Origin of the sequence: Microvirga lenta (assembly GCF_020532555.1) — a bacterium.
Taxonomy (GTDB): domain Bacteria; phylum Pseudomonadota; class Alphaproteobacteria; order Rhizobiales; family Beijerinckiaceae; genus Microvirga; species Microvirga lenta.
Genome location: NZ_JAJBBR010000008.1, coordinates 134186 through 158928 on the forward strand (window position 1 = coordinate 134186; position 24743 = coordinate 158928).

Consider the following 24743-nt stretch of genomic DNA (forward strand, 5'->3'; position numbering starts at 1 on the left):
GCATGAGATCGCCGGGCGCCCGAACGGGGCGTCTTTCATCCCTGTGACAGACCTGCGAAGGCTCGCCATGACCGCGCCCTCCCGCGGCCACCGACAGGGCGGCCGCGACGTCTCGACCGACACAGAACACGCGCTGCGGCTGCGACAATCGTCGGCTGCATCGCGCGAAAATCATGATCCTCCCGCCCGGCCAAGTTGTCAATCATCGCTCGAGGCTACCCCTTCCTGCCAGGAAATTGGGACATTTCAGCACGCGCAGGAACGGCGCCGACGCGCGAGCGTTGGTCGTTTCAGCAATGACGGAGGGCACCATGTGCTACGACAGAAGGTCATTCGCCTCCGAGAGCCGCAAGGCGGCCGGGACGGATCAATCCAAGCAGATGCAGACCAAGCGGACGGAAACGGTGGACGCGCTTCTGCGCGATGCCAAGGAGGCGCCGAAGCCCAGCCCCGCCGAGGCGCCCGCCAAGGAGGCGGCTCCCGCCAAATAGCGGGCGCCTCTTTCATCCGCAGCGGACCATCGCTCCCGAGAAGCCCCGCCCCGGCGGGGCTTTTGTCGCGTCGGACCTTGTGGGCAGCGCCCGTGGAGACCTGGACGATGGAGATCTGAATGAACGTGGATCGAAAATCCGGCCCGCTTCATGCCTACCTCGCCGGAAGCGGCATTGACGGCCGCAACCGGACCGTCGAGGACGTCCTCGCCCTGCCCGACGAAGCTCTGGAGCGCATCCACGACTACATCCAGTGGCTCTTCCCCCTCCCCACGAGGAGCATGGCGCAGCCGAACGCTCCCGTCCTGTCCGAGGAAGAGATCGCCGCGATCCGAGCGGACGAGCAGGCGCTCGCCAATCTGCGCCGCGGCGCAGCGCGGATGCGCCGGTTCTACGAAGCGACGGACGACTGGCTGACCTGGAGCGACCACAACCATCTGCGCATCACCCGCATCATCCAGAGCCTGAAGCTCCTGTCCGGCGACGCCGAAGCCCGCGCCTTCCACGATGCCGTCATGGCCCGCCACGAAGCAGCCGGATCACCGGTCGACCCGCACAACCTGGGCTATTGGGCGCGAGCGCTGAGCGGGTGACGTCCCTCATCGATCAGTAAGGGATCTCGACACAGGCCCATCCCTGGCAGGCTGCCATTCAAAAGAACGTAAACGGAGGGCGCTATCATAGCATCGGAGAAGGCGGATTCCGGGCGCTCCTTGATCAACTAGATGACAAGGAAATGACCATGGGTCAGCGCCGCCTTGTTGCTGAAGGTTGCTACCTCGAGCGCCGCCCGGCCGCCGTTGCCATCGCTGTCGTAGAGCAGGCGCCCTTGCGAAGCATCGTAGATGATCCGGTCATCCGCATCCATCGCCTCGGTGCCGAGGCGGAATGCTGTTTCGGACAGAACTCCAAGGTCCAGCCCCCTGAATGCGTCTGCCTTTACTAGATGGATCCGGTCGCCGACGACCTCGGTGACGTCAAAATCCATGACGAGGTCACGGTTCAGCAGGCCGGCATGGCTGAAGACAAAGACATCCTCGCCTGCACCGCCCCAGAGCGTGTCGTTGCCCGCTCCACCATTCAGCACATCATTATTCTCGCCGCCGTTGAAGGCATCGTTGCCGACACCGCCAACGATCCGGTCCATGCCCGACATGTTGTGAGCGGCGCCGGAAAGCGTCGGAGTCTCGCCGACACTCTCGTGCAGCACGTTGCGGACATCGATTTGAATGGTCTTCTCGAATGTGCCGCCTTGACCGTCGTCGGCAAGAACCTTGATCTGGTGCTGCCGGTTCTGTTCGAAATCGAGCTTGGCCCCACTCGCCACCTTCACGACCGTGACCGTAACTCCATTGCGGACCTCCTGTCCCAGCGCAAAGCGCCCATCCGCACCGTCGAGGAGTTCGAAAGCCAGGACGTCATCGTCGGGATCGGTTCCAGAGAGCACGCCCACGGCGGCTCCATCGAGCTCATTCTCAAAAACAAGCCTATTCGACAGGATGATTTCCGTAGGATCGCGATTCTGCTCGTTAGGATCCTGCAGCACCGCGATCGTGAAGGTCTGCTCCGTATAGGTGCCGAACCGATCGAACGCGCGGATCTTGACCTCGTGTTGGGTTTGAGCATCCCAGTCCAGCACCGCTCCCTGGCGCACCAGCAACTGGTTGTCGGACACCATGAACTTCTCGTCGGAATCCTCGACCAGGGAATAGTAAACGGTGTTCCCATCCGGATCGGTGGCCCACAGGATGCCGACGATGGTCCCTGCAGGACTGTTCTCGACGACCGAGCTTTCCGACAGGGACAGGTCCGTCGGGGCGGCGTTGGGACCGTCCTCGCCGTTGATGACCTCGAACCTGACGACCTTTTCGAAGAACTCGCCCGCACGGTCCGTGACGCGCAGGGTGACCTCGTGCCACGTCTCTTCTTCGTGGTCGATGATCGCGCCGTTCCGCAGGACGAGGCGGTTGCCGACGACGGCGAACTTCTCGTCTTCATCCTGCACGATCGAGTAGCGCAGGATGTCCCCGCCATCCTGATCGTAACCGGTCATGACTGCGATGGTCTCTCCCGCATCGATGTTCTCATGCACTGTCGTATGGGAGAGAACGAGGTTCGTCGGCGCATGGTTCGGCTCGGGCTCGGGCACATTCTTCACGGCAATCGTGAATTCCTTCTGGAAGGTTTTGCCCCACTGGTCCTTTACGAGAACCGTCACGAGGTGAGACTGCTTGGTCTCATGGTTCAGCCCTGCGCCTTCCCGAACCCGAAGTTCGTTGCCGACCACGACGAACTTGCTGTCAGGGTCGGCAACCATCACATAGGTGAATTCCGCGTCATCATCCTCGTCGTGTCCCTCAAGGATGCCGACGACCGTATCCATGCCGCTGTTCTCCTCGACTTCATGGTCTCCGGAGAGGGTCAGCCCATGCGGCGTGTCGTTCTTGTCGGCGACCTGGATCGTGAAGGTCTTGTCGACATACTTGCCGGCGCGATCCGTCACCCGGATGGTGATATTGTAGGCCGAAACCCCTTCGTGATTCAGCCCGGGCTTCGCTATCAGCTGGTTGCCCTGGATCCTGAACTGCGGCTGGGTCCCGACAATGGAGTAGGTCCAGGCGTCACTCAGATCCGGGTCGTTGTTGGACAACTCGCCGACGACGGTCTCGACGGCGATATCCTCATCCACGCGGTGCGGAGAGTTCGACAGAAAGATCTCCGTCGGGTTCTCGTTCCTGTTCTCGACGGTGATGGTGAAGGTTTTCCGGTAGCTCAGCCCGGTGTGGTCCTTCACCAGCACGACGATTTCGTGCGTTGGCCCCGTCTCGTGATCCAGCGTGACGTCGGGTTTCAGCTTCAGCTGGTTCGTGCCCTCCGGGATCTCGAACTTGCCGGAGGAATCCTGGACGAGTTCGAACGTGAATACCGTATTCGGGTCCGGATCCTCGCCGGTCAGCGTTCCAATGACAGAGCCTGCCGCGAGGTCTTCAGGCACCGTGCTTCTGGACAGGGTGGCGCCCGTCGGGGCGCGGTTCTCTTCCTCGTTGATGTCCTCTACATGGATCGTGAAAGTCTTCTGATAGGTCAGGCCGCTGATATCCGTTACCTTGATCGTGACCTTATGAAGCTCCCCCGTCTCGTGGTCGATGATAGCGCCCTCGCGGATCCTCAGCTCGTTCGAGCCGGCGACGATCTCGAACTTCTCGTCCCGGTCCTCGACAATCGAGTAGCTCAACCTGCTGACGCTGTTGCCATCAGGGTCCTCGCCCTGCAACAGGCCGACGACGGTGCCGCCTGCACTGTTCTCGGCAATGATGTCGTTGGAGATGCGCAGATCGTTCGGCGCTTCGGCGACATTCGTGATGACGATGTTGAATGTTTTATCGAACGTGGCAAAGCCCCTGTCCGTCGTGCGGAGCGTCACCTTGTGTTGGCTCTTGACCTCGTAATCGACGGCAGCCTCATCCCGCAGCCACAGTTCCTTGCCCTTGATGATGAACTTGCCATCCGGATCGTCGACAATCGAGTAGATATGATTGACGTCGCCCGCTGCCCCGTCCTGGTCGGTCGTGCTCAGAACGCCGATCTTTCTGCCGCCGGCCCCCTCGGCGATGAACGCCGGTCCTAACGACATGTTTTGCGGGGCGTCGTTAACGTCGGTAACAAGGATCTGGTACTGGAGATCGAACGTAAGGTCGGTCTCGTCCTTCGCCCTTACTGTAACATAATGCCACTTCTTTTGCTCATAATTCAGCCTGGCATTGTCCCGCACCTCCAGCCGATCGCCGACGATCTGAAACTTCATGTCCGGATCGCTGACGATGGTGTAAGTGAAGGTGGAACTGTCCTGATCGCGAGCGGTGAGGTAGCCTACGAGGGCCCCGCCAGGGGAATTCTCAGCTATCAGGTTTGAGGAAATTTCGATGTCGTGCGGTCTCTCAGGAACATCCTTCACCTCGATGGTGAAGGACTTCCTGTAGGTCAGACCGCCCATGTCCACCGCTTCAATGGTGACGGAATGAGAGGCCTTGCGCTCGTGGTCCAGCCTCGTGTTGGACCGAAGCTTGAGCTGGGTTCCATCGATCACGAACTTGCCGTCCCGATCCTCGACGATCCGGTAGGACCGAATATCGCCAGGACCTTCGGGATCTTCGGCTGTGATGTCCGCAATGAAACCGGAAGGCGCGAGATCCTCATAAGCCGTCAAGCTGGACAGAGAGATGTCCGTCGGCCTTTCGTTGACCCCTTCGACATGGATCGTAAAGGATTCGTCGTGTGTCGCGTCGTATAGATCCCTCGCGCGGACCGTGATGGTGTGCTGTCCAGCCGTCTCGGCATCAAGCCGCGCATTGGCCTTGAGACGCAGCTCGTTGCCGAAAAGGTAGAATTTGTTGCTTGGATCGTCGATGATCCGGTAGGCGAGAATGTCGCCTCCGTCCTGATCGAAAGCGCTCACGGTGCCGATCGTCGCGTCGCCGGCAAGATCCTCTTTGACACCGGCAATCAATCCGCCCGATAGCCTCAGATTCGTCGGCGCATGGTTTGTGGCCTGCTCGTCCTCGATGTCGTTGACATGGATCGTGAACGTCTTGTCGAAGAACAGGCCTCCGGAATCGGTCACCCGGATCGTCACCTGAGAGGTCTGCATGTCCTCATAGTTGAGCGTCTGGCCGGCCTTCAGCTGCAGCCTGGCCCCGCCGAAATCGAAGATTTCGAACTTGCCGCTCGGGTTTTCGATCAGGCGGTAGGTCCAGGAGTCGCTCCCGTACATCCCGGTCATGTCGATATCGAAGACCCCAAGGTGACCGACGAGTGTCCACGGGCCGCTGTTTTCGTCGATACTGGTCCCGGACAAGGTAATGTCTTCCGGCGCCTCGTTCCCAGGGTCGTCGACATTCGTGAGGGTGAACGTCAACACTGTCAAAGCAGAGCTGCCGTCGCGGTTCCGCCCGACGACGGTCACCGTCATCTGGCGGTTCGGAGCGGTCTCGTAGTCGAACAGGTTGGGATCCTTGACGGCCAAGTACCACCTTGGGCCGTAATCCGTGTCTTCCTCCACGATCTCGAACGCACCCGCGACCGAGCTTTCACTGATGGAGAAGCCCAGGAACAGCCGCTCCTCCGGATCGTACAGATCCAGATAGCCGAGCTTGCGCGTATGAATGGGCGTCTCCGGGAGCGTTGTAATTCCATCGTATTCGACAACCATGACGCCGCTCGTTGCCGCCATGGAAGAGTCGGACGACACGGCCATCGCCGCAGGCTCCAGAACCTGCGCCCGATTCCCCGGGACCGTGCTTTTTGAAGGTCTCGCCCCCGGTCCGGTCAGCTGACCGGCTGACGCTTCATGCGGCAGCGCCGCGTGCCCAGGCGCATTTCCGTTGAAACCATCCGCGCCGGGACCCATGCCCCACTCCCGCAAACCTCCCGACCGAGCCTCCATGGCGCGACCTTCGTTCGCCGGATCGACCGTGAACAAAGCGTCGAGCCTCTCTTGGACGGATGCGCCGCCACCGATTTGGACCGGTTTCTGCAGTTCGATCCGCCCCCCGCCCTTGTGCGACGGGAGTTCCGCCACAGTGGTAGGCCGGACCTCTTCCGGCCCTGAGCCGTCCTTGCGATCAGCCCCTCCGGGATGCCGGGTTCTGTGCGCCCGAGGCTCGGCCTCGAAACTGAGAGCGTTCTCGTCCTCGGAAGACAGGTTGTTGTCTTCGAGGTTCGTCGGTTCAAATGAGATCGCCATGGTGCGCCCCGTCCGGCTCGCAAAAATCTGGCTGAGGCTTTCTGCGCTCGGCCTATCCCCTACGTTGTAACCTTTCGTAAGGTTTTTGCAACAGGGTTGCATGGGACCAGAAGGCAATCCTTCGCACTAGGCCGAAAAGTCTAAGCTCATGAAAATTTCATTACATTTCAATAAGATAATCGAAAATCCCTGCCGCTACGAGACTCTGCCCGCGCGCAAGGCAATCCATGCCTGTCGCATCGGCGCCTAGAGCCGGATGCTCTAGATTTCGGGATTTCGTAGTCGTATTCGGCCCAAAAGAAGAATGCTTGCGCGCGAAAACCAGAGGCCGATTTCTTCCGATACGATCATGACTTGCAACGTCGCAACATTACAATTGCGGCGACGCACTGAAGATACGCCTCTGCGGGAGCTGCGCCCGGTCCGTCGCAGGCACGCAACCGAGGCACCGGGCGGAAGCAGATCAGCCCACCGCCTCCGGCGCCGCGGCGGCGTCGACAGCCGTCCAGGAATGGGTGATCGCCGCCGTCGCGCCCAGCATGATGGAGGCGGAGCAGTATTTTTCCTTGGAGAGCTGGATGGCGCGCTCCACCTTGGCGGGGGCGAGGTTGCGGCCGCTCACGCGGTAGTCGATATGGATCCTGGTGAAGACCTTCGGGTCGGTCTCGGCCCGCTCGGCGCTCACCTCCACCTCGCAGTCGGTCACGTCCTCTCTGCCCTTGCGGAGGATCTGGACGACATCGAAGGCGGTGCAGCCGCCGAGGCCGATGAGCAGCATTTCCATGGGCCGTATGCCGATGTTGCGGCCGCCATATTCCGGCGCTCCGTCCATCACCACTGCATGGCCGCTCCCGGACTCGCCGACGAACGTCATGCCGTCGACGAACTTCACCCGCGCTTTCATCGAGAAATCTCCCCTGGCAGTTCCGCTCGGACGCGAACCCGCCCGGCAGCGATGTATGTGGAGCCAGCCATAACACAGCATCCCGGCTCGTGAAGCCCCGTCCACGGCCCGACCCGCCATGTCTCCCGCGAGCCCGCTCGCCCGGCAAGGCGGGCCAGGGACGCCGCCGCACGGCACGGGGCGGAACGCGCCCGCCCCTGCCCTGCCTCACCGCATCGTCGCGGACGTCACTTGATGCCGTTCAGCTCCGCGACGGCATCCGTCAGCATCGGCACGTAATCGTCCCCGTGGCCGGTGCCGACGGCGAGCGCGAAGCTGTTGCGCACCGCAGCGCCGACCGGATTGGACGAGCCGACGGAATTCGCGAGCGAGGCGAGGTAGGTCATGTCCTTCAGGCCGTTGCGGATGGCGAATTTGTGGGCGTTGGGATCGCGGTCGAGCACCCATTTGAAGAAGGTCTGGTAGAAGCCGCAATCCATGCGGCCGCCGCGGATCACGCTGTCGAAGACCTGCGGGGTCAATCCCGCCTTGGCACCCAGCGCCAACGCCTCCGCATAGATCGCTGCATAGCCCAGCGACAGGAAGTTGTTGAGCAGCTTCATCGTGTGTCCCGTCCCGGTGGGACCGGTATGCATCACGCGGCCCGCGAAGGCATCGATCACGGGACGCGCCCGGGCGACGGCATCGGGATCGCCGCCGACCATCACGTCGAGCGTGCCGGCCTGGGCGTCGGCAGGGGTGCGGCTGAGCGGAGCATCGATCAGCGTAATGCCGGCCGGCGCCAGCTCGGCGGCGAGCCGCATCGTCACCGACGGGTCGGAAGTCGAGCAATCGACCACGAGCAGGGGTTTGCCGGCCGCCGCCAGCCCGTCGGGCCCCTGGAGGATGCCCTGCACCTCGGGCGAACCGGTGACGCAGAGGATCACGATGTCGGATTGCTCCGCAAGCTCCCGCGGGGTCGCCGCCTCCGAAGCCCCGCGGGCTTTCAGATCCTCCACCGGTTCGCGGTTGCGGTGCCCCATGACCGTGAGGGGCCAGCCCTTGCCGACGATGTTTGCGGCCATGCCGTGCCCCATGAGGCCGACGCCGATGAATCCTATCCGCTCCTTGACCACGAGCTCTCCTCCCCTGATTGCGTGCGGGCGACAGCCCGACGAAATCCGAGGATAGCCCGCACGAAACCGAAAAGCCTACCCTGGCCGTGGTGCCGGGATCGGGAAATCGTCGCGTCGGAAGGCCGGCGTCACGATTGGAGAACGTCTCCGCAGGCATTGATCCGCGGCGGCCTGCGACCGCCCCTGCGCTGGAACTTCCGGTGGGCTTCCTTCACGACTGCGGGGATGCGCGGCTGCACATAGACCCGGTAGGCCGATTGCGCCACGAGGCGGGGCAGGCGCATCAACAGGGTCACCGCGCTCCGGCGGACCAGATGCAGGGTCGCGTAGCTGTCGCTGGACATGTGCCAGAGCCGGTCCGATTCCGAATAGCTCATGTGATTGACCTCTTCGATCTCCGGCCGGGAAAAGACATCCCGGAAGATCTCCTCGGTCAGCAGGCTGCCTGGCATGCAGTCGGAGAAGTCCTCGTCGAAGGCGTATTTCGGCAGCATGAGCGCGGATCCGCATCGCACGCCGATACCTGCCGCGACGAGGCGTCCGTCGACGCGGATCATGTGCCATTCGAGCCGTCCCTGCGCCGCGAAGTTCTCCACCAGAGCCGTGTGGAAGGCGGCGGATGCCGGATCGTTCAGCATGGCCGTGCCGTTGCGCCCCTTCCATCCCGAGGCTTCGAGGGCCAGAAATTCCGGCATGAAATCGGCCCGGGCATCGGAGCCTCGGCGCATCTCGACCGATACCCTGCCGCGGCTTTCGAGCCTCTTGCGGCCGATCCTCACGTTCCGTCGCATCTTGCCGAGGCTGGCCATGTAGGCCTCGAAGCTGCCCGTCACGTCGAGGCGGGAGAGCATGGCGGGCGTGTCGCCGTGGGGAATGTAGCCGTGCGCTCCGCCCTCCAGGGCCGTCCGGACCGGGGAGTTGCGCCGCACCGCCTTCAGTTCCAGGCTGACATGCGTCGGCACCTGCCTGCCGAGCTCCGCCAGAAGCGCCCGCAGGACGTCCGGCGCCCGGTCGGCCGACAGCACGATGTCGCCCGAAGGACTTTGCCTGTTGGCGGTGCGCAGGAGGGGCCAGCGCTCGCCGAGGAGAGGATGCGGCGCCACGATGACGGGCAGCACGCCCGCCAGTCGACCCTCGCTATAGGCGAAGCAGCACATCCAGCGCTCGTTCGGGCCCAGCCCGCTTCGGAAGCAGGCTTCGGCCCAGGCCGGGAGAAGGTTCGGGAGTTGCTGTGGCGCATGCCACGCGAGGCGATCCCAGGCGGCGCGATGAGGCTCGAGAGCCTTGAAATCGGAGACTGCAACCGTATGAAAACCATCGGGACATGCACTGATCAATTCGACAGATCTCCATAGTCAAGGCAATGGAATTATCTCTATCTCTACCCGGCAAGGCGAAGCCTGCCGAAAACGACAACTAGGTGGCCGCTGGAACGGCCCAGTATTGAGCGATGAATATGCATTGCTCGACTCCCTTGATAGCCTGTGTTCACGGGGCCGTGAGCTGCCCTTACGGGTAAATAGCCTTACTCTAAAAGCTTATACCTGATACGCCTGGCGAGCTTGGCCGTTTTCTGTCCCTGCCTCTCGGCGGGCACCGCCCCTGACGCCTCCAGGGCCTCACCGATTCCGCTCCGCATGGATGGAAGCCCCGGCCAACCTCCCCATATCTGCATCATTCTTCGACGAGGGGCTTTCCATGGGCGACAGAGACGACGAGCCCGACGCCGAGTTGGACGACTTCGACAAGGCGGCGCGGGTGAACTTCCGCGACTATCCGAGCTCGGCCGTGGTCGTGCTCGCGGCCTTGGGCTCGGGCTTGGCCTGGCTCATGTACAAATGGCGCGGGAAGAAGAGCGCCGCCCGGCGAGCGCCCCCTGCCGGGGTCTCCGAAGCCGGCAACACCGGACCGAAAGAGAAATCCTCCCCCGACGGGAACGCCTGATCCGGACGGGCCCTATGCAGGTGCCGTGGCGCACGGCGTTCGATGCCATCGCCCCTTAATGTGAAACGATCGGCAGGAGGCTTTGATGACCCAGTCTGCTGTTTCGTTTCTCTTCGGTATCGTTGCACCGCTCGCCCTGGTCGGATGGCTGCTGGTCCTGCACTAGCGGGCGGGCGGACCTTGACGGCACATCGAGCCTTCCACGTCAGCCCACCACGAGCGCCAGCCGGATCGGCGCTCCTCCTTCGAGCGGTCGACGAAGAACCGGCCCGGGCCATCCGCTCAACAGGCACGCGCCAAAGCTCCGGGAGGGCCGGATCTCAACGTCTCGCAGGATTTCAGGAAAGGAAATGGCGGAGACGGAGGGATTCGAACCCTCGATACCCTTTTGGGGTATGCTCATTTAGCAAACGAGTGCCTTCAGCCGCTCGGCCACGTCTCCGGTGGCGGAGTAATTAGGCTGTCAGGGAGGAAGGGTCAATCCCGTTTTCGGCCTCGGGAGCGGACAAAGCGGCTCACCGGGCCGGATAGGCCCTGCGACGGGGCCCGCGCTGGCCCGGGGACCCGTACCAATCGGCACAAGCCTGTGATAGGCAGCCCTCTCCTTTCGCAAGAGGACCGGCCTGCATGTCAAGAATTCGACGGATCGGCGTTGCCGCCCGCTACAGCGACCTCGTGATCCTCGACGACACGGCGCATTTCTCGGGCTACGTGCCCGAGACGACCCTGGGGCGGCCGGTTGCGGAGCAGACGAAGGACATCCTCGACCAGATCGACCAGTCCCTGGCCGAGATCGGCAGCGACAAATCCAAGCTGCTCCAGGCTACGATCTGGCTCGCCGACATCGCCTCCTACGACGAGATGAACGCCGTCTGGGACGCCTGGGTCGCTCCGGGGCAGGCCCCGGCCCGGATCTGCGTGGAATCGAAACTCGCCGATCCGGACTATGCCCTCGAAATCCGCGTGATCGCCGCCTGCTGACGGCCCTGTGCGCCCCAGCACGTCGCAGGTGCGCCCCTGCAGCCTAGCTTCGCTCGAACTCGAATCGACGGCGGAGCCCTGCATGAGAACGTGTTTCCGTTTCCTGCGGCTGCGAGCGGGAACCCCTCTGGATGCCATCCGGGAAGGCTACATCGCCGACCGGCCCTCCCGGCCCGTCGAACGACTTCTCCTGTCGATCCTTCTCGCCCTGATCGGCCTGTGCATCGGCCTGCTGGCCTGGCTCGGCTCCGATCCGGCATTCCAGCAGTTCGGCTTTGCAAGGGGATTGCCGAAGCTGCCCACCCTCACCTCGGGGCTGCGCTAGGCGTCAGGCCCAGGCGCGGAATCCTTCAGGGCCTTCAGGCGCTTCCTCTCGTAGTGCTTGGCGAGGCGCAGGTGCCGCGAGATCGCATAGTTCATCGCCGTCAGGAAGCCGTAGGTGCCGCGCAGGGCATGGCGGCGGCCGATATAGGCCTTGAGAAAGGCCGCCGGCAGCTCGAAGAAGATCCGCCATGTGGGTATGGAGACGCCCCTGATCTCGAGATCGACCGCCTGCTGATCGGAATAGCGATTGAGCTTGGAGATCTGGTCGCCCAGGGAGCGCACCGAGCGGTGGTGGATCGTCCCCCGAAGCGTTCCGACGGCGGTTCCCGGCGCCAGGTCGACGCGGTCGTGGACGAGCGAGGGGGAGTAGCGTCCGCGATCCTTGCGATAGAGCCGCACCGGCGCCAGCGCATAGGCCAGGGGATGGGGCGCGACCTCCCCCGGGAAGACCTCGGCGATGCGGGTCCTGTAGGCCTGGCAGGGCGGCTCTCCCTGGGCGAAGAGCGCCCGGATCTCGGCGGCGAGCCTGGGCGGCACCACCTCGTCGGCATCGAGGTTGAGCAGCCAGTCGTGGCGGCACTGCTCCTCGGCAAAGCGCTTCTGAGGTCCGTAGCCGGGCCAGGCGTTGAAGATCACGCGGGCGCCGAGCTCCTCGGCAATGGCCTGTGTCCCGTCCGTCGAGCCGGAATCGACCACGATCAGGTCGTCGGTCAGATCCCTGACCGCCCGTATCGTCTCGCCGATGCGATCGGCTTCGTTCTTGGCGATGATGAAGATGGAGACAGGGAGCATGAGGGGGGCGCCGATTCACGGGCTGCCTAGCCGGAAGATGGAGCAATGGCAAGGGCTTGGGCCCCTGCCCTCGCGCTCCGGTCCTCAGCGGAGCGCCCCTCAGGCCGCCGCAAGCCTCAGCAGGCCCTCGGCCTCCAGAGCCTGCCTCACGCGCGGCCGTTCGGCCACGCGGCGCATGTAGGCGAGCAGGCGGGAATAGGGGGAGACGTCGATCTTGTGGAACGATGTCCAGTTGAGGACCGCATAGCCATAAGCATCGGCCACCGTGAAGAGCTCTCCCATCAGGTAGGAGCGCCCTTCCAGATGCCGGTCCACGTAGCCGAAGCGGCGATGCAGCTGCTCGACGGCCATCTGGCGGGCCGCTTCGGTGCTGGTCGGTTTCCAGAGAGGAGCGAAGCCCTTGTGCAGCTCCGTGCTGATGAAGCCGATCCATTCCTGGACGCGGTAGCGTTCGAGCGAGCCCAATTCCGGCATGAGGCGGGTCTGGGGTGCCTGATCGGCCAGGAACTGGATGACGACGGACGTCTCCGTCAGGACCTGTCCGTCGTTCAGGGCCAGGGCCGGCACGTAGCCTTTCGGGTTGATCTTGCTGAAATCCCGACCGGACGCCGTGGTCCGGTTCTTCAGGTCGACCTTGTCGTAGACGAGGTCGAGACCGGCCTCGCAGGCGACGATTCGGGACGCAAGGGAGGAAGAACCAGGCGTGTAGTAGAGCTTCACGGAAAACCTCCCCTTCCCCTGCGGCGCCTACAAAGTGTTGTTGAGTAACAGCAACGTAATATGATCCGCAGGAAACGGCAACGCTCGATTGCGTGCATCGCTCACCGAAATCTTGCACCGATGCAAGAAGGTCAGAGGAGTTCGTTCTCCGAGGCCAGGGCGTGGCCCTCGCCGGCCGGTGCCGCCCGGCTGCGCACGCGCAGCTCCGCCAGGAGCGGGTAATGATCCGACGCCACCCGGGTCAGCGGATTCCGGATCGGCGCCGCCGACACCACCTCCACCCTGTCGGTGACGAAGACATGGTCGAGGCGCAGCACCGGCGCGCGGGTGTGAAAGGTCGGCTGCGGCTCGCCGGCGGGATTCGACAATTGGGCGTCCCGCAACCGGTCCGCCATCAGACGGTAGGAGCGGGAATAGGGCGGCGCGTTGAAATCGCCCAGCAGCACGGCCGGATCGGCGCAATCGGGATGCCCCATCCAGTCCGGTCCCAGAAGGGCTGCGGCCTGGGTCCGGCGTTCGCCCGAGCGGAGGGAGAGATGGGCGTTGACGACCTGCACCGCCTGCCCGCCAACCTCCACCGAGACCCAGAGGGCGCAGCGCTTCTCGAAGGCCGGCTTTGCCGAGAGCGTCGGCAGCCGGCCCGATTTGACGATCCTCGACGGGTGACGGGACAGGACGGCGATGCCGTACTGATCGCCGAGGATCCGGATGGTCGGCTGGAAATGCAGATCCATTCCGAGCTGCGCCGCAACCGCAGCCGCCTGATCGGAGGCGCCCGCATGGACGCGGCCCGCCCGCACCTCCTGCAGGGCGACAATGTCCGGGTCGCAGGATGCGATCACCTCCGCGATGCGCCCCGGGGCGATCTTGCGGTCGGTCCCCAGCCAACGGTGGACGTTGTAGGTCAGGATTCGAACGACCCGCCCCTGTTTGTCGATATGCTTCAAAGGTCAGTACCGGCTCAGAAAGGACGTTTACAGGTAGGCGGCCACGGCGAACGGCACAAGCGAAGATATCGTCCTGCCGGGCCACGGAGAAACATCGGGTTCAATGGCACGGAACCGACCAAGGTTCCCCGGCCTGCGCGGAGGCTTCATGGCGCGAGCCCGGGCCTTCGGCTTCTTCCGTGCATCCGCACAAGGGGGCAGGAGGCAGCATCCACAACCCCAGACTGAAAGAAGCGAAGTTACATATATCGACTAAATTCCTGTTCCCTTTACGGCACATTTACCTTAATGGAACTGAATGCTTAAGCTTGGCCAAGTGGGGCCGGTCGAATCATCTGCTGCTCATGCGCAACACATCTGGAAATCGTCCTGGAGAGGACGCCATCGCTAGGGTCCTGGATTGGGTCGGACTTGCCTTCGGCCTGGGCGTGATCGGCTTGGTGATGAACTTCTCGATGATTCCGGTCTGATCTCGGACCGACCGAACTCCCGTACCCTCGGACCTCCCTCCTGAACATGCCGGCAGCTCCGCTCCCGCCGGAGCGGTGCGCACGCTTTTCCCGTTCGGACGCGCTCCCCCTGCCCGCCCGGTCCGCATCTCCTTGAAACCGCCGCTTGACCTTCCCATCATGGGAAGGATCACAACATCCGCCAGAGATGTTGAATCAGGAGATTCGCCATGGCTACGGCCAAGATTTCGACACCGGGCGCCACCCTCGACATTCCGATCGAGGGCATGACCTGCGCCTCCTGCGTGGGGCGGGTCGAGAAGGCCCTGAGGTCCGTCGAGGGAGTCGCGTCCGCGAACGTCAACCTTGCGACGGGCCGCGCGACCGTCTCCCTGGCCTCCTCCCCGGCCGATCCCCAGACCATCGCGGAGGCCGTCCGGAGGGTCGGCTACGAGCCGACCGACACCAAGGTCGAGCTGGCGGTCGAGGGCATGACCTGCGCCTCCTGCGTCGGACGGGTCGAGAAGGCGCTCAAGCGGGTTCCCGGCGTTCTCGATGCCTCCGTCAACCTGGCGACGGAGCGGGCGACGATCCGCTTCCTCGGCGGCGCCGACGTGGTGGCCCGCATGATCGAGGCGGTGGAACAGACCGGCTACGAGGCCAAGGAGATCCGCGTCGACGACCAGGCCGACCGCCGGCACGCCGCCCGCGAGGCCGAGCTCTCCGGCCTGCGCCGGTCCCTGACCATCGCCGCCGTCCTGACCCTGCCGATCTTCCTCCTGGAGATGGGCGCCCATTTCGTTCCGGGCGTCGATGAATGGCTGATGGCCACGATCGGCCATCAGGAGAGCTGGTATCTTCAGTTCGCCCTCACGACCCTGGTCCTGTTCGGACCCGGCCTGCGCTTCTTCAGGAAGGGCGTGCCCGCGCTGCTGCGCTTCGCACCCGACATGGATTCCCTCGTCGTGCTCGGCACGAGCGCGGCCTACGGCTATTCGGTGGTCGCGACCTTCCTGCCGGGCCTGCTCCCGGCGGGCACCGCCAACGTCTATTACGAGGCGGCCGCCGTGATCGTGACGCTGATCCTCCTCGGCCGCTACCTGGAGGCCAAGGCCAAGGGGCGCACCTCGGAGGCGATCAAGCGCCTTCTCGGCCTTCAGGCCAAGACCGCCCGCGTGGTGCGGGACGGACAGGCGATGGAAATCCCCCTCGATCAGGTCCTCGCGGGCGACGTCGTCCAGGTTCGTCCGGGCGAGAAGGTGCCGGTCGACGGCCAGGTGATCGAGGGATCGTCCTTCGTGGACGAGTCCATGATCACCGGCGAGCCGGTACCCGTGCAGAAGGCGGAAGGGGCCGAGGTCGTGGGCGGCACCATCAACAAGACCGGCAGCTTCACCTTCCGGGCTACGCGCATCGGCGCCGATACGGTGCTGGCGCAGATCATCCGCATGGTCGAGCAGGCGCAGGGCTCCAAGCTCCCGATCCAGGCGCTCGTGGACAAGGTCACCGCCTGGTTCGTCCCGGCCGTGATGGCCGCCGCCGCCCTCACCTTCCTGGTCTGGCTCGTCTTCGGTCCCGAACCGGCGCTGAGCCTTGCCCTCGTCAACGCGGTGGCGGTTCTCATCATCGCCTGCCCCTGCGCCATGGGCCTCGCCACGCCGACCTCGATCATGGTCGGGACAGGGCGGGCCGCGGAGCTCGGCGTACTGTTCCGGCAGGGCGAGGCGCTGCAGAGCCTGAAGGAGGTCGGCGTCGTCGCCCTCGACAAGACCGGCACCCTGACCAAGGGCCGTCCGGACCTGACCGACTTCGTGACGGCCGAGGGCTTCTCCGAGCAGGACGTGCTGAGGCTCGTGGCCTCGGTGGAGAGCCGCTCGGAGCACCCGATCGCGGAAGCCATCGTCGAAGGCGCCCGGCGCCGCGGCCTGGCCCTTGCCGCGACGGAGAGCTTCGATGCCGTGCCGGGCTTCGGCGTCTCCGCCACGGTGGAAGGGCACAAGGTCGATGTGGGCGCGGACCGGTTCATGACCAGGCTCGGCCATGACGTCACCATGTTCGGCGCCACCGCCGCCCGCCTCGGCGACGAGGGCAAGAGCCCGCTCTATGCCGCCATCGACGGCAGGCTCGCGGCCATCGTGGCCGTGGCCGACCCGATCAAGCCCTCGACGCCCGAGGCGATTGCCGCCCTTCACGCCCTGGGGCTGAAGGTGGCGATGATCACGGGCGACAACCGCAAGACCGCCCAGGCCATCGCGCGCCAGATCGGCATCGACGAGGTGGCGGCCGAAATCCTGCCCGACGGCAAGGTCGAGGCGGTGAAGCGCCTGCGCGAGGCCCATGGCCGGATCGCCTTCGTGGGCGACGGCATCAACGACGCCCCGGCCCTGGCCGAGGCCGATATCGGCCTTGCCATCGGCACGGGGACCGACATCGCCATCGAGAGCGCCGACGTGGTGCTCATGTCCGGCGACGTGCGCGGGGTCGTCAACGCCATCGCCCTGTCGAAGGCCACGATCCGCAACATCCGGCAGAACCTGTTCTGGGCCTTCGCCTACAACGTGCTGCTGATCCCGGTGGCGGCGGGCGTCCTCTACCCGGTCAACGGAGTGCTCCTGTCGCCGATGCTCGCCGCCAGCGCCATGGCGCTGTCCAGCGTGTTCGTGGTCGGCAACGCGTTGCGCCTGCGCCGGGCGAAGGCTCCGATCGGGACGGAAGGCGAAGCGGGTCGGTCGATGCAACCTGTGGAGGGACGGGCATGAATATCGGGCAAGCGGCCGAGGCGTCGGGCGTCTCGGCCAAGATGATCCGCTACTACGAGTCCATCGGGCTGATCCCGAAGACCGTGCGGACGGAAGCCGGCTACCGGGTCTATTCGGACAAGGACGTCCACACCCTGCGTTTCATCCGCAGGGCGCGGGACCTCGGGTTCTCGGTGGAGCAGATCGCCGATCTCGTGTCCCTGTGGCAGGACCGGGGACGGGCGAGCAAGGATGTGAAGCGCGTGGCGCTCGAGCATGTGGAGACGCTCGAACGCAAGATCGCGGAATTGCAGGAAATGGCCGGCACCCTGAAGCACCTCGCCAGGACCTGCCATGGCGACGGCAGACCCGACTGCCCGATCATCGAGGAGCTCGCCAGCGACGCCGGCAGCGTGACGTCGCGGCCTCCTCCGAAATTCGGCACGCTCGGGAAGATCTCCGTTCGCGAGTGAAGGCCGGATGGCCGCCTCAGGCGGCCATGTCGACTTCCCGGCTGCGGCCGATGTCGCGCATCCACTGCACGAAGCGCGGGTCCCGGCGGAGCTGTCTGCCGTAGTGCCGCCGCAGCGCATCGGTGAGCCGGCCGCCGCGCGACAGCATGTCGTCGGCGAACCCGACCATGACCGAGTTCGGCCATGCCTGGGGGCGGATCTCCGCCAGGCGTTCCAGGAGCCTGTCCTCGCTCTCCTGCGGGTGGGTCTGCGCCAGCAGGGTGAGCATCGCCGCCGTCGAGCGCGAAATCCCCATATGGCAATGGACGAGGAGATGCCCCTCGGCCCGGCTCGGGCCGCTCTTCGCCAGCTCCTCGCCGAATTGCAGGACAGCCTCCACGTGCTCCGGCTCGGGCATCATCATGCCGGGCCGGGGCTCGATGATGTCGTGGAAGCGCAGGATGGTCCTGTGATGCGGATCGTAGGCCTCGAAGGCCTCGGGATCGGGATGCTCGGGATCGAGAATCGACAGCACGTGTGTCACCGAGCGCTGCCCCTGGTCCGGCAGCTCCGAGATTCCGCAGATCGTCAGCATGGTGATGGATGAGGGTTTCATGGAAAATCGGTCCGTTCACGAAGAGATGAGGAGCATCGCCCGCTCTGTGGAGGCTACACTCTTCTAGAGCATTTGCCCGCGGAGGGGACCCGAAAATGCGGCGTCACAAACCTGTGACTGTAAAACCACAGGGGGAACCTTGCCATATTTCGGCCATTGATGATCCAAGATGCGGCCACGGCTGAGCTTTCTCAAACAGGCTGTGGCCTATCCTGCCCACCAATGCTCCTCACACGTCTCATAACCAGAAACTGCGAGTTCCTCCTGATGTTCATGAATGCCCCAGCCTTGAGCTTGTCACTCCTACGTAAAGCGCTCCGTCTGGGTGCTCTTTTTCTTCTTCCGCTCGTCCTGGCGGCCTGCGTCTCCACCTCGCAGCCCCCGCAGCAGAGCGCGGCTCCCCGCATCGATCCCACCTACGCGGCCATGTACGGCGCCCGGCCCGACGAGGCCCATCCGCTTCCGGCCCTCGACTTCACGGACGTGGACCCGCGCTACCTGCGCCGCGAGGTCGCCTATAACGGCCGCGAGGAACCCGGCACGATCGTCGTCGATACGGATGCCCGCTACCTCTATCTCGTGCGCGAAAACGGCCGCGCCATCCGCTACGGCATCGGCGTCGGCAACGAAGGCATGGCCTGGAGCGGCCGCGCCCGCGTCGGCCGCAAGGCTCCCTGGCCGCGCTGGACGCCCACGCAGGACATGATCCGCCGCGATCCCGAGCGCAACGCCCGCTGGGCCAGCGGCATGGCCGGCGGCCTCGAAAACCCGCTCGGCGCCCGCGCCCTCTACCTGCACGACAACGGCCGCGACACGCTCTACCGTATCCACGGCACCAACGAGCCCTGGTCCATCGGCCAGGCAGTCTCCTCCGGCTGCATCCGGATGTTCAACCACGACGTGATCGACCTCTACAACCGCGTTCCCGTGGGCTCTCCCGTGATCGTGCTCAACGGCTCCCGCCGCGGGGACGAAATCCGGGTCTCCTCCTACTAGGGCACCGCGCGAGGGAAGCCGACCTCGCGAGAAGGCATCTGAGGAAAGGACCCCGTCTCCGGGGTCCTTTTCATGTTCGCTCCCGAACCCATTGCAGGGCCCGGTGCGGAAAACCGGATCCACATTTCCGCACGCCGCCCTAGATGGCACCTCGATACCAGGGGTGAGTTCGGGGTGAGTTCATGGGCGACGCGCACTTTTCCGCACTGAGGATGACGATCCGCATCATCGAGATCGGCGGGATTGCGGTCATCGTTCTCGGCATCCTCGGGGCCAGCGTCGCCGTGCTGTGGCAGCTCGTGAAGGGCCGCCGGTCGACCACCGACGCCTTCAGCGACTACCGGTCCAATATCGGCCGGGCGATCCTCCTCGGTCTCGAACTCCTGGTCGCGGCGGACATCATCAACACGGTCGCCATCGAGCCGACCCTGCAGAGCGTCATCGTGCTCGGCGGCATCGTTCTGATCCGCACGTTCCTGAGCTTCTCGCTCGAAGTGGAGATCGAGGGCCGCTGGCCCTGGAACAAGCACAGGAACGAGGATCGCCGCTCCTTGAACGGGTGATCCCTTCCGAGATCCGTCCGGCGTTGTCGGCTTTTTTACCGGTGGTGACGTTTACTCAACGGAAACTGTGCCAGCGGAGGCCGGGAGCCGAGAGATGGATGCGAGAGCCAAATGCCAGGGCTGCCGGAGCAGCGAGCCCCTGCCCTTCGACTTTACGATGGCCTTCCATCCGATCGTCGATGTCGAGCGGCACGAGGTCTGGGGCTACGAGGCCCTCGTCCGCGGAACGGAAGGACAATCGGCGGGTTCGATCCTGAACCGGGTCGACGAGGCCAATCTCTACAAGTTCGACCAGAGCTGCCGCGTGAAGGCCATCGAACTCGCGGGCAGGCTCTTCGAGCCGGACAGCGACACGCGGCTCTCCATCAACTTCATGCCGAACGCGGTCTACGAGCCGTCCGCCTGCATCAGGGCATCCCTCGAGGCCGCCCGCCGCGTAGGCTTCAACCCGCACCGCATCATGTTCGAGTTCACCGAGAACGAACGGATGAGCGATACGGGCCACGTGGCCCGCATCATCGCGGAGTACAAGCGGCTCGGCTTCATCACCGCCATCGACGATTTCGGCGCGGGCCATGCGGGCCTCAACCTTCTCGCGCGCTTCCAGCCGGACCTGATCAAGATCGACATGGAACTGATCCGCGGCATCGGCGATTCCGCGGCCCGGCGGGCGATCGTCGCCGGCATCATGCTGATGGCGCGCACGTTGGACATCGCGATCATCGCGGAAGGAATCGAGACGCCCGCCGAGCTCCATGCCCTGCGGGACGCCGGCATCCGGCTGTTCCAGGGCTACCTGTTCGCCAAGCCCGTCATCGAGCAGCTTCCGGCCGTCGCCTTCGAGCAGGCGGCTCAGGCGGTCTAGAGCCCTTCCCGTCCGGTATTGACCGGCTGCGGCTCAGCTTCTAGGAAGCGATGCCCGGCCACAGCCGCCGCCGCCCTTCCAGTGTCCGTCGGCTCCCATCCAGACCCTTCATCGCGCCCAGACCGCTTGGTCGGCGAACCTTGAGGCGCGCCCCGCAGCGCAGCGGCTCGACGGGTCGATTTCCCTCCTCACGTCAGCGCCCGTCCCGCGACCCGGACCCGTCCGGACTTCGCAGGCGGACGGGCTTCTCCGGCAAATCATCATGAATTTCGAGACAGGTCTCTTCCTCGACAAAATTCCCTACGTGAAAGCAGGCTCCGGGCCGAACCCCATCGTGGTGTTCAACGGCGGGCAGGCTTTCGTGCGGCGTCCCGCTCCTTCCCGCACCAGCCGCGACGCGAAACGCATCGCCCGGATGCTGCCGGAGGGACGGCCGTTCTACGTCTTCGGCTACGATCCCGCGCCGCCGGCCGAGTACAGCATCGAGACCATCGCCCGCGACTTCGCCGAGATCCTGCGCAAGGAGATCGGCCCGGCGACCGTCATGGGCATCTCGTTCGGCGGCTTCGTCGCCGCGCGGCTCGCCGCCGAGCATCCCGACCTCGTCCGCGAGTTGATCCTGACCGTCAGCGCCCATCGCTTCTCCCCCGAGGGACGGCGCAGCATCGCCCGGCAGATCGAATGCGCCCGCACGGGCGATTTCGCGGGATTGCTCGACGAGTTCGGCATGGTCTTCCGGCGCCCGTGGCTCAACTGGCTCGTCCGGTTGCGCTTTCGCATGGAGCGCAAGCGGCTGCACGAGAAGATGAACGATCCGGACGTGATCGTCCGCGGGCTGAGCGCGGTCGCGTCGGAGGATTTCGGCCGGGATCCCGCCTGGCTGAAGCGCATCGCGGCCCCGACCCTGATCGTGGGCGGCACCCGTGACCAGTTCTTCGACGTGACGGCGATGGAGGAAGCGGCCCGCGCGATCCCCAATGCGCGCCTCGCGCTGTTCGAGAACGAGACCCACATGCTGCCGGTCGAGCGTCCGGGAGACGTGGCGCGCAGGATCGCGGATTTCCTGTCCCGTCCCTGACGGGCCGCGAACGCGGACGCCGCGTCGATTTTCGCCGCCTGCGCGTTATGTTCGGTGTCGTCCTGCGTGAGTCGAAGTCGAGGATAGTGGAATATGGCCAAGGAAACCAAAGCACCTGCAACGCTCATTCCCCCGAACGAGGCGGCGATCGTCACCGCGAGCAACATGACGGAGCTGGAACTGGTGCTGCCGGATATGGGCGACGAGGATCTGCCCGAGATCGCCATCTTCCTCGTCGCCTGCGCCATGCGTTTCCACAGCGACCCCGGTTTCGTGCAGGAGCAGCTGGAATGGCTGGTCAGAATGCACGACACGGAGGTCGACGAGGGCATGAAGCCGAGCGAGCTGAACTCCTCCAACGACGATTGACCGTCGGAGGCTCGCGCCGATGCGCCCGCGAAGGCCCTAGTCGAGGAAGGTCACCTCGGTGCCCTTCTCGACCATTTCCGCGAGCTCTTCCGCATCCCAGTTCGTCAAGCGGACGCAGCCGTGCGAATAGGTCTTGCCCACCTTCGCGGGCTCGGGCGTGCCGTGGATGCCGTAGGACTCGATGGAAAGATCGATCCAGACCGAACCGACCGGGTTGTTCGGTCCCGGTGCGACGACGAACTTCTCCTTCGAGTCCACCCCCTCGAAGGAATATTCCGGATTGTAGGTGTAGGTCGGGTTCTTGGCGATCGCCTCGACCTTGTGCGTGCCGTCGGGAGCGGGCTTCTCCTCGCTGCCGATGGTGGCCGGATACACCGCGATCAGCGACCCGTCCTCGGCAAGGGCGCGCAGGGCGCGCTCGCTCTTGAGCACCTCGATCTTCTTGACCTTCTTGGCCTGATCGCTTCCGTCGGTTGCGACATTCGCCACCAGGATGGTCGTGCCGGCCTTGTCGAAGCTCTTGTTGGGATTCAGCGCCTTCAACAGGTCCGCATCCATGTGGAATTTCTCGGCCAGCAGTTCCCGTGCGCTCGTGTAGGAGAGACGCTCGAGGTCGGCCTGCGCCTTCAGCTTGTCCGGGATCTCGTCGACGAAGGGGCCGTTCACGTCGTCTTCGCTGATCGTATATTCCTTCAGCACCGGATCGGACGATGTCCCGGTGAGCTTCGACCACAGCTCCTCGTCGAGCTTGCCGTCGGCCTGGAGGTTGTTCTCCTTCTCGAAGGCTTCGATGGCGTTCTGCAGGTTCTCGCCCTGATAGCCGTCGATGACGCCGGGGGAGAAGCGGGCGCGGTCGAGCAGGACCTGCGCCTTGATCATGGTGGGGCTGATGCCGCTCTCCTTCTGGGCAGAGAGGTCGGCCTTGTTGACCTCTTCCAGGGTCAGTGACTGCGCCTGAGCCGGTGCGGCAAGAACCACCCCCCAGATGCCGAGTAACGCAACAGCCGCCGTTTTCATTGTTCACTCCATCCTGTTTGTCTTCCGTGACAAGGGATGAAGGCGGCCCGGTGTTCCGATTTTTGTCACTGGCAGATGCGGTAATCCCCTTTGCGGGCACGCATGTCGAGGTGCAGGTGATCGCCGTGGGCGGCGTCGGAGCCGGGCCCCAGCACGGTGGTGAAGATGGGGCACGCCCCCGTCCGCACCGCCTTCTGGAACGCGGCCTCGGGCGATTCCTCATGATGCGTGCCGATGTTGAGCGGGTCCCGCTTGGCGAACGCGAACCCCATGATATCCACCGCGTTGCCGAAAGCATGCTCGCTGAGCTTGCCGCCCGAGCGCTGATCCCGGCACTGATAGGACGTTCCGACGAACAGCTTCGTCGGCTTGCTCTGGAGGTGCTTTTCGGCCTCGACCGCGAGCACCTCGCGGCTCCAGCGCACCAGGTTCTCGGCGAGCGGACAGGTCATGACCGCGGCGGGAGAAATTTCGAGATCGTCCGGCAAGGCCGTGACACGCACGGTCTCCCGAACGGTGCAGGCCCGGTCCTGAATATCCGGGCGGACCTCGAACTTGACCCCCAGTTGAGCGAGGCGCTCGATGCAGGTTCCCTCCCCCGGCTCGGCCTGGGCCTGGGCCTGGGAGGCATCCGGCGGCTTCGCCGGTTCGGCGGCAGGCTGGGCCGTCTCCGGCGCAGGCGGGGCAGCCGTCTCGGGCCTCGGCGGCGGCAATGGCGGAACGGCATCCTCCACCGCGCCCGCAGGGACGGCTCCGATGAGGGACAGGGCCAGCAGGCCTCCGATCCAGTTGATTGCTGGCTTCCGGCGCATGGGCATGGCAACTCCGCCCCAGCGGGTGCTGAGGCTTCTCCTCCGGGACAACGGCTGCCCCGCGGCGGACGTTCCGCTTAAGGTGGCGCTTCGGCATCGGGCGGCCCGAAGCGGCTTTGCGCGCCGGAGCGTCCCCTTCGGAAGCCGCCCCATGCTCCATTCCAAGGGCGCGCACCGTTCGGGGCGAGAATCCGGGTCCACTTTTTCGCACGATGCGCTAGCATCGGGGCGATTTGCCATGGAAGGACAGACGATGCTCCGCGCTCTCTCCCTCGCCATCCTGATCGCCGCCGCCGGTCCCGGCGTCGCGGTCGAGCCGGCCGGTTCCCCGATCCTCGTCGCACAGCAGCAGACCGCCCCTCAGGCGACCCCGAAGCGCGACTGCGAGAGAAGTCAGGAAGGCATCAGCTGAAGCTGACGGCCTGATCCCCCTTCGGGCCGAGCCGCCTCTTCCGTGAGCCGGGCTGGCGGCCGCCGCAAGCGCGGCCGGTGGCGCGGGCAGGCTTACTTGTGCCGCAGCCGCCGGGCATTCGCCCGCACGTGCCGGCGATAGCCCCTCACGACCTTGTGCGCCGATCCGCCCGCCGCGACCGTCATGGCGGCCTCGGCGAACGCGCTGACCTTCTCGGTGACCATCAGCATGTTCTCCGCCGCGGAGCCGCGGCCGGAGGCGATCTGCATCATGCGCGTCCAGATCACCGCCTGCGCTTCCATCGCAAGCAGAGAGGTATCCGCAGCCAGCTTCATCCAGGGCAATATCATCGCACATCCTTTACGACATCGGCCGCAGGTCAACAACCTCGGGCGGGTCCATTGGATCCGTTGTT

General features: G+C 64.7%; 25 protein-coding genes and 1 tRNA gene. 14 read left to right on the top strand and 12 right to left on the bottom strand.

Annotated features, from left to right (window positions below; genetic code table 11):
* Positions 1-311 precede the first annotated feature (311 nt).
* A complete protein-coding gene (locus LGR44_RS13330; protein ID WP_226741188.1) occupies positions 312-491 on the top strand; it encodes a hypothetical protein in 180 nt (59 codons plus the stop codon).
* Between the two features lie 119 nt (positions 492-610).
* Positions 611-1084, top strand: coding sequence for an opioid growth factor receptor-related protein (locus LGR44_RS13335; protein WP_226741189.1), 474 nt, complete (start codon positions 611-613; stop codon positions 1082-1084).
* 128 nt (positions 1085-1212) lie between these two features.
* Here LGR44_RS13335 and LGR44_RS13340 read toward each other — a convergent pair whose 3' ends face one another.
* The 4 genes from LGR44_RS13340 to LGR44_RS13355 all read right to left on the bottom strand — a co-directional run bounded on the left by LGR44_RS13340 (position 1213) and on the right by LGR44_RS13355 (position 9590).
* Positions 1213-6351, bottom strand: coding sequence for a cadherin domain-containing protein (locus LGR44_RS13340; RefSeq protein ID WP_226741190.1), 5139 nt, complete (start codon positions 6349-6351; stop codon positions 1213-1215).
* Between the two features lie 346 nt (positions 6352-6697).
* Complete coding sequence (locus LGR44_RS13345; RefSeq protein WP_226741191.1) at positions 6698-7138, bottom strand: OsmC family protein; 441 nt, start codon at positions 7136-7138, stop codon at positions 6698-6700.
* A gap of 227 nt (positions 7139-7365) precedes the next feature.
* On the bottom strand, positions 7366-8253 hold the full coding sequence (locus tag LGR44_RS13350; protein WP_226741192.1) for an NAD(P)-dependent oxidoreductase: 888 nt from the start codon (positions 8251-8253) through the stop codon (positions 7366-7368).
* A 128-nt stretch (positions 8254-8381) separates the two neighbouring features.
* Positions 8382-9590, bottom strand: a complete 1209-nt coding sequence (locus tag LGR44_RS13355; protein WP_226741193.1) for a GNAT family N-acetyltransferase — start codon at positions 9588-9590, stop codon at positions 8382-8384.
* A gap of 361 nt (positions 9591-9951) precedes the next feature.
* Between LGR44_RS13355 and LGR44_RS13360 the strand changes: the two genes are divergently transcribed.
* Entirely contained in the window at positions 9952-10197 is a 246-nt protein-coding gene (locus LGR44_RS13360; RefSeq protein WP_226741194.1) for a hypothetical protein, read from the top strand.
* A 351-nt stretch (positions 10198-10548) separates the two neighbouring features.
* Here LGR44_RS13360 and LGR44_RS13365 read toward each other — a convergent pair.
* Positions 10549-10639: transfer RNA gene (locus LGR44_RS13365), tRNA-Ser, on the bottom strand.
* Positions 10640-10824: 185 nt separating this feature from the next.
* Here LGR44_RS13365 and LGR44_RS13370 point away from each other — a divergent pair.
* Both LGR44_RS13370 and LGR44_RS13375 read left to right on the top strand, forming a co-directional pair.
* Complete coding sequence (locus LGR44_RS13370; RefSeq protein ID WP_226741195.1) at positions 10825-11178, top strand: RidA family protein; 354 nt, start codon at positions 10825-10827, stop codon at positions 11176-11178.
* Positions 11179-11260: 82 nt separating this feature from the next.
* The gene (locus tag LGR44_RS13375) at positions 11261-11503 is read left to right on the top strand and encodes a hypothetical protein (protein WP_226741196.1); all 243 of its coding nucleotides are present in this window, start codon (positions 11261-11263) and stop codon (positions 11501-11503) included.
* On the opposite strand, the gene LGR44_RS13380 is transcribed toward LGR44_RS13375, so the two are convergent.
* The 3 genes from LGR44_RS13380 to LGR44_RS13390 all read right to left on the bottom strand — a co-directional run bounded on the left by LGR44_RS13380 (position 11500) and on the right by LGR44_RS13390 (position 13961).
* Positions 11500-12294, bottom strand: coding sequence for a glycosyltransferase family 2 protein (locus tag LGR44_RS13380; RefSeq protein WP_226741197.1), 795 nt, complete (start codon positions 12292-12294; stop codon positions 11500-11502). The two genes, LGR44_RS13375 and LGR44_RS13380, sit on opposite strands and share 4 nt — an antisense overlap.
* 99 nt (positions 12295-12393) lie before the next feature.
* Positions 12394-13014 carry a glutathione transferase GstA gene (gene gstA, locus LGR44_RS13385; protein WP_226741198.1) on the bottom strand — a complete coding sequence of 207 codons (621 nt, stop codon included), beginning with the start codon at positions 13012-13014 and terminating at the stop codon, positions 12394-12396.
* Positions 13015-13145: 131 nt separating this feature from the next.
* On the bottom strand, positions 13146-13961 hold the full coding sequence (locus LGR44_RS13390) for an endonuclease/exonuclease/phosphatase family protein (protein WP_226741199.1): 816 nt from the start codon (positions 13959-13961) through the stop codon (positions 13146-13148).
* Positions 13962-14305: 344 nt separating this feature from the next.
* On the opposite strand from LGR44_RS13390, the gene LGR44_RS21830 reads away from it, so the two are divergent.
* The 3 genes from LGR44_RS21830 (at position 14306) to cueR (ending at position 17621) form a co-directional block, all read left to right on the top strand.
* Entirely contained in the window at positions 14306-14431 is a 126-nt protein-coding gene (locus LGR44_RS21830; protein ID WP_264196504.1) for a hypothetical protein, read from the top strand.
* 209 nt (positions 14432-14640) lie between these two features.
* Positions 14641-17169, top strand: a complete 2529-nt coding sequence (locus tag LGR44_RS13395; RefSeq protein WP_226741200.1) for a heavy metal translocating P-type ATPase — start codon at positions 14641-14643, stop codon at positions 17167-17169.
* Entirely contained in the window at positions 17166-17621 is a 456-nt protein-coding gene (gene cueR / locus LGR44_RS13400; protein ID WP_226741201.1) for a Cu(I)-responsive transcriptional regulator, read from the top strand. Before LGR44_RS13395 ends, cueR begins: the two co-directional genes overlap by 4 nt.
* 16 nt (positions 17622-17637) lie before the next feature.
* Here cueR and LGR44_RS13405 read toward each other — a convergent pair whose 3' ends face one another.
* Complete coding sequence (locus LGR44_RS13405) at positions 17638-18216, bottom strand: tyrosine phosphatase family protein (protein WP_226741202.1); 579 nt, start codon at positions 18214-18216, stop codon at positions 17638-17640.
* A 294-nt stretch (positions 18217-18510) separates the two neighbouring features.
* On the opposite strand from LGR44_RS13405, the gene LGR44_RS13410 reads away from it, so the two are divergent.
* The 5 genes from LGR44_RS13410 to LGR44_RS13430 all read left to right on the top strand — a co-directional run bounded on the left by LGR44_RS13410 (position 18511) and on the right by LGR44_RS13430 (position 22087).
* Positions 18511-19212, top strand: coding sequence for a L,D-transpeptidase (locus tag LGR44_RS13410; protein WP_377035227.1), 702 nt, complete (start codon positions 18511-18513; stop codon positions 19210-19212).
* Between the two features lie 182 nt (positions 19213-19394).
* Positions 19395-19775 (top strand): DUF1622 domain-containing protein, encoded by a 381-nt coding sequence (locus LGR44_RS13415; RefSeq protein WP_226741203.1) that lies wholly within the window; start codon positions 19395-19397, stop codon positions 19773-19775.
* A gap of 94 nt (positions 19776-19869) precedes the next feature.
* Positions 19870-20640, top strand: coding sequence for an EAL domain-containing protein (locus LGR44_RS13420; RefSeq protein WP_226741204.1), 771 nt, complete (start codon positions 19870-19872; stop codon positions 20638-20640).
* Between the two features lie 262 nt (positions 20641-20902).
* Positions 20903-21718: an alpha/beta fold hydrolase gene (locus LGR44_RS13425; RefSeq protein WP_226741205.1), complete on the top strand. Its 816-nt coding sequence runs from the start codon at positions 20903-20905 to the stop codon at positions 21716-21718.
* A 93-nt stretch (positions 21719-21811) separates the two neighbouring features.
* Entirely contained in the window at positions 21812-22087 is a 276-nt protein-coding gene (locus tag LGR44_RS13430) for a hypothetical protein (RefSeq protein ID WP_226741206.1), read from the top strand.
* A 36-nt stretch (positions 22088-22123) separates the two neighbouring features.
* On the opposite strand, the gene LGR44_RS13435 is transcribed toward LGR44_RS13430, so the two are convergent.
* Together LGR44_RS13435 and LGR44_RS13440 are read right to left on the bottom strand one after the other, a co-directional pair.
* On the bottom strand, positions 22124-23104 hold the full coding sequence (locus tag LGR44_RS13435) for a L,D-transpeptidase family protein (RefSeq protein ID WP_226741207.1): 981 nt from the start codon (positions 23102-23104) through the stop codon (positions 22124-22126).
* Between the two features lie 65 nt (positions 23105-23169).
* Positions 23170-23922, bottom strand: a complete 753-nt coding sequence (locus LGR44_RS13440; RefSeq protein ID WP_226741208.1) for an extensin-like domain-containing protein — start codon at positions 23920-23922, stop codon at positions 23170-23172.
* A gap of 247 nt (positions 23923-24169) precedes the next feature.
* Between LGR44_RS13440 and LGR44_RS13445 the strand changes: the two genes are divergently transcribed.
* On the top strand, positions 24170-24328 hold the full coding sequence (locus tag LGR44_RS13445; protein WP_226741209.1) for a hypothetical protein: 159 nt from the start codon (positions 24170-24172) through the stop codon (positions 24326-24328).
* Positions 24329-24420: 92 nt separating this feature from the next.
* On the opposite strand, the gene LGR44_RS13450 is transcribed toward LGR44_RS13445, so the two are convergent.
* A complete protein-coding gene (locus tag LGR44_RS13450; RefSeq protein ID WP_226741210.1) occupies positions 24421-24678 on the bottom strand; it encodes a hypothetical protein in 258 nt (85 codons plus the stop codon).
* Positions 24679-24743: the final 65 nt, after the last annotated feature.

Bases quoted from the DNA above. Each gene is read 5' to 3' on its own strand.
- LGR44_RS13370 (WP_226741195.1), top strand. From the start codon at position 10,825: ATGTCAAGAATTCGACGGATCGGCGTTGCCGCCCGCTACAGCGACCTC.
- LGR44_RS13430 (WP_226741206.1), top strand. From the start codon at position 21,812: ATGGCCAAGGAAACCAAAGCACCTGCAACGCTCATTCCCCCGAACGAG.
- LGR44_RS13345 (WP_226741191.1), bottom strand. From the start codon at position 7,138: ATGAAAGCGCGGGTGAAGTTCGTCGACGGCATGACGTTCGTCGGCGAG.
- LGR44_RS13335 (WP_226741189.1), top strand. From the start codon at position 611: ATGAACGTGGATCGAAAATCCGGCCCGCTTCATGCCTACCTCGCCGGA.
- LGR44_RS13395 (WP_226741200.1), top strand. From the start codon at position 14,641: ATGGCTACGGCCAAGATTTCGACACCGGGCGCCACCCTCGACATTCCG.
- LGR44_RS13380 (WP_226741197.1), bottom strand. From the start codon at position 12,294: ATGCTCCCTGTCTCCATCTTCATCATCGCCAAGAACGAAGCCGATCGC.
- LGR44_RS13450 (WP_226741210.1), bottom strand. From the start codon at position 24,678: ATGATATTGCCCTGGATGAAGCTGGCTGCGGATACCTCTCTGCTTGCG.
- LGR44_RS13405 (WP_226741202.1), bottom strand. From the start codon at position 18,216: ATGAAACCCTCATCCATCACCATGCTGACGATCTGCGGAATCTCGGAG.
- LGR44_RS13375 (WP_226741196.1), top strand. From the start codon at position 11,261: ATGAGAACGTGTTTCCGTTTCCTGCGGCTGCGAGCGGGAACCCCTCTG.
- LGR44_RS13435 (WP_226741207.1), bottom strand. From the start codon at position 23,104: ATGAAAACGGCGGCTGTTGCGTTACTCGGCATCTGGGGGGTGGTTCTT.
- LGR44_RS13415 (WP_226741203.1), top strand. From the start codon at position 19,395: ATGGGCGACGCGCACTTTTCCGCACTGAGGATGACGATCCGCATCATC.
- cueR (WP_226741201.1), top strand. From the start codon at position 17,166: ATGAATATCGGGCAAGCGGCCGAGGCGTCGGGCGTCTCGGCCAAGATG.
- LGR44_RS13420 (WP_226741204.1), top strand. From the start codon at position 19,870: ATGGATGCGAGAGCCAAATGCCAGGGCTGCCGGAGCAGCGAGCCCCTG.
- LGR44_RS13445 (WP_226741209.1), top strand. From the start codon at position 24,170: ATGCTCCGCGCTCTCTCCCTCGCCATCCTGATCGCCGCCGCCGGTCCC.
- LGR44_RS13360 (WP_226741194.1), top strand. From the start codon at position 9,952: ATGGGCGACAGAGACGACGAGCCCGACGCCGAGTTGGACGACTTCGAC.
- LGR44_RS13425 (WP_226741205.1), top strand. From the start codon at position 20,903: ATGAATTTCGAGACAGGTCTCTTCCTCGACAAAATTCCCTACGTGAAA.
- LGR44_RS21830 (WP_264196504.1), top strand. From the start codon at position 14,306: ATGCGCAACACATCTGGAAATCGTCCTGGAGAGGACGCCATCGCTAGG.
- LGR44_RS13330 (WP_226741188.1), top strand. From the start codon at position 312: ATGTGCTACGACAGAAGGTCATTCGCCTCCGAGAGCCGCAAGGCGGCC.
- LGR44_RS13440 (WP_226741208.1), bottom strand. From the start codon at position 23,922: ATGCCCATGCGCCGGAAGCCAGCAATCAACTGGATCGGAGGCCTGCTG.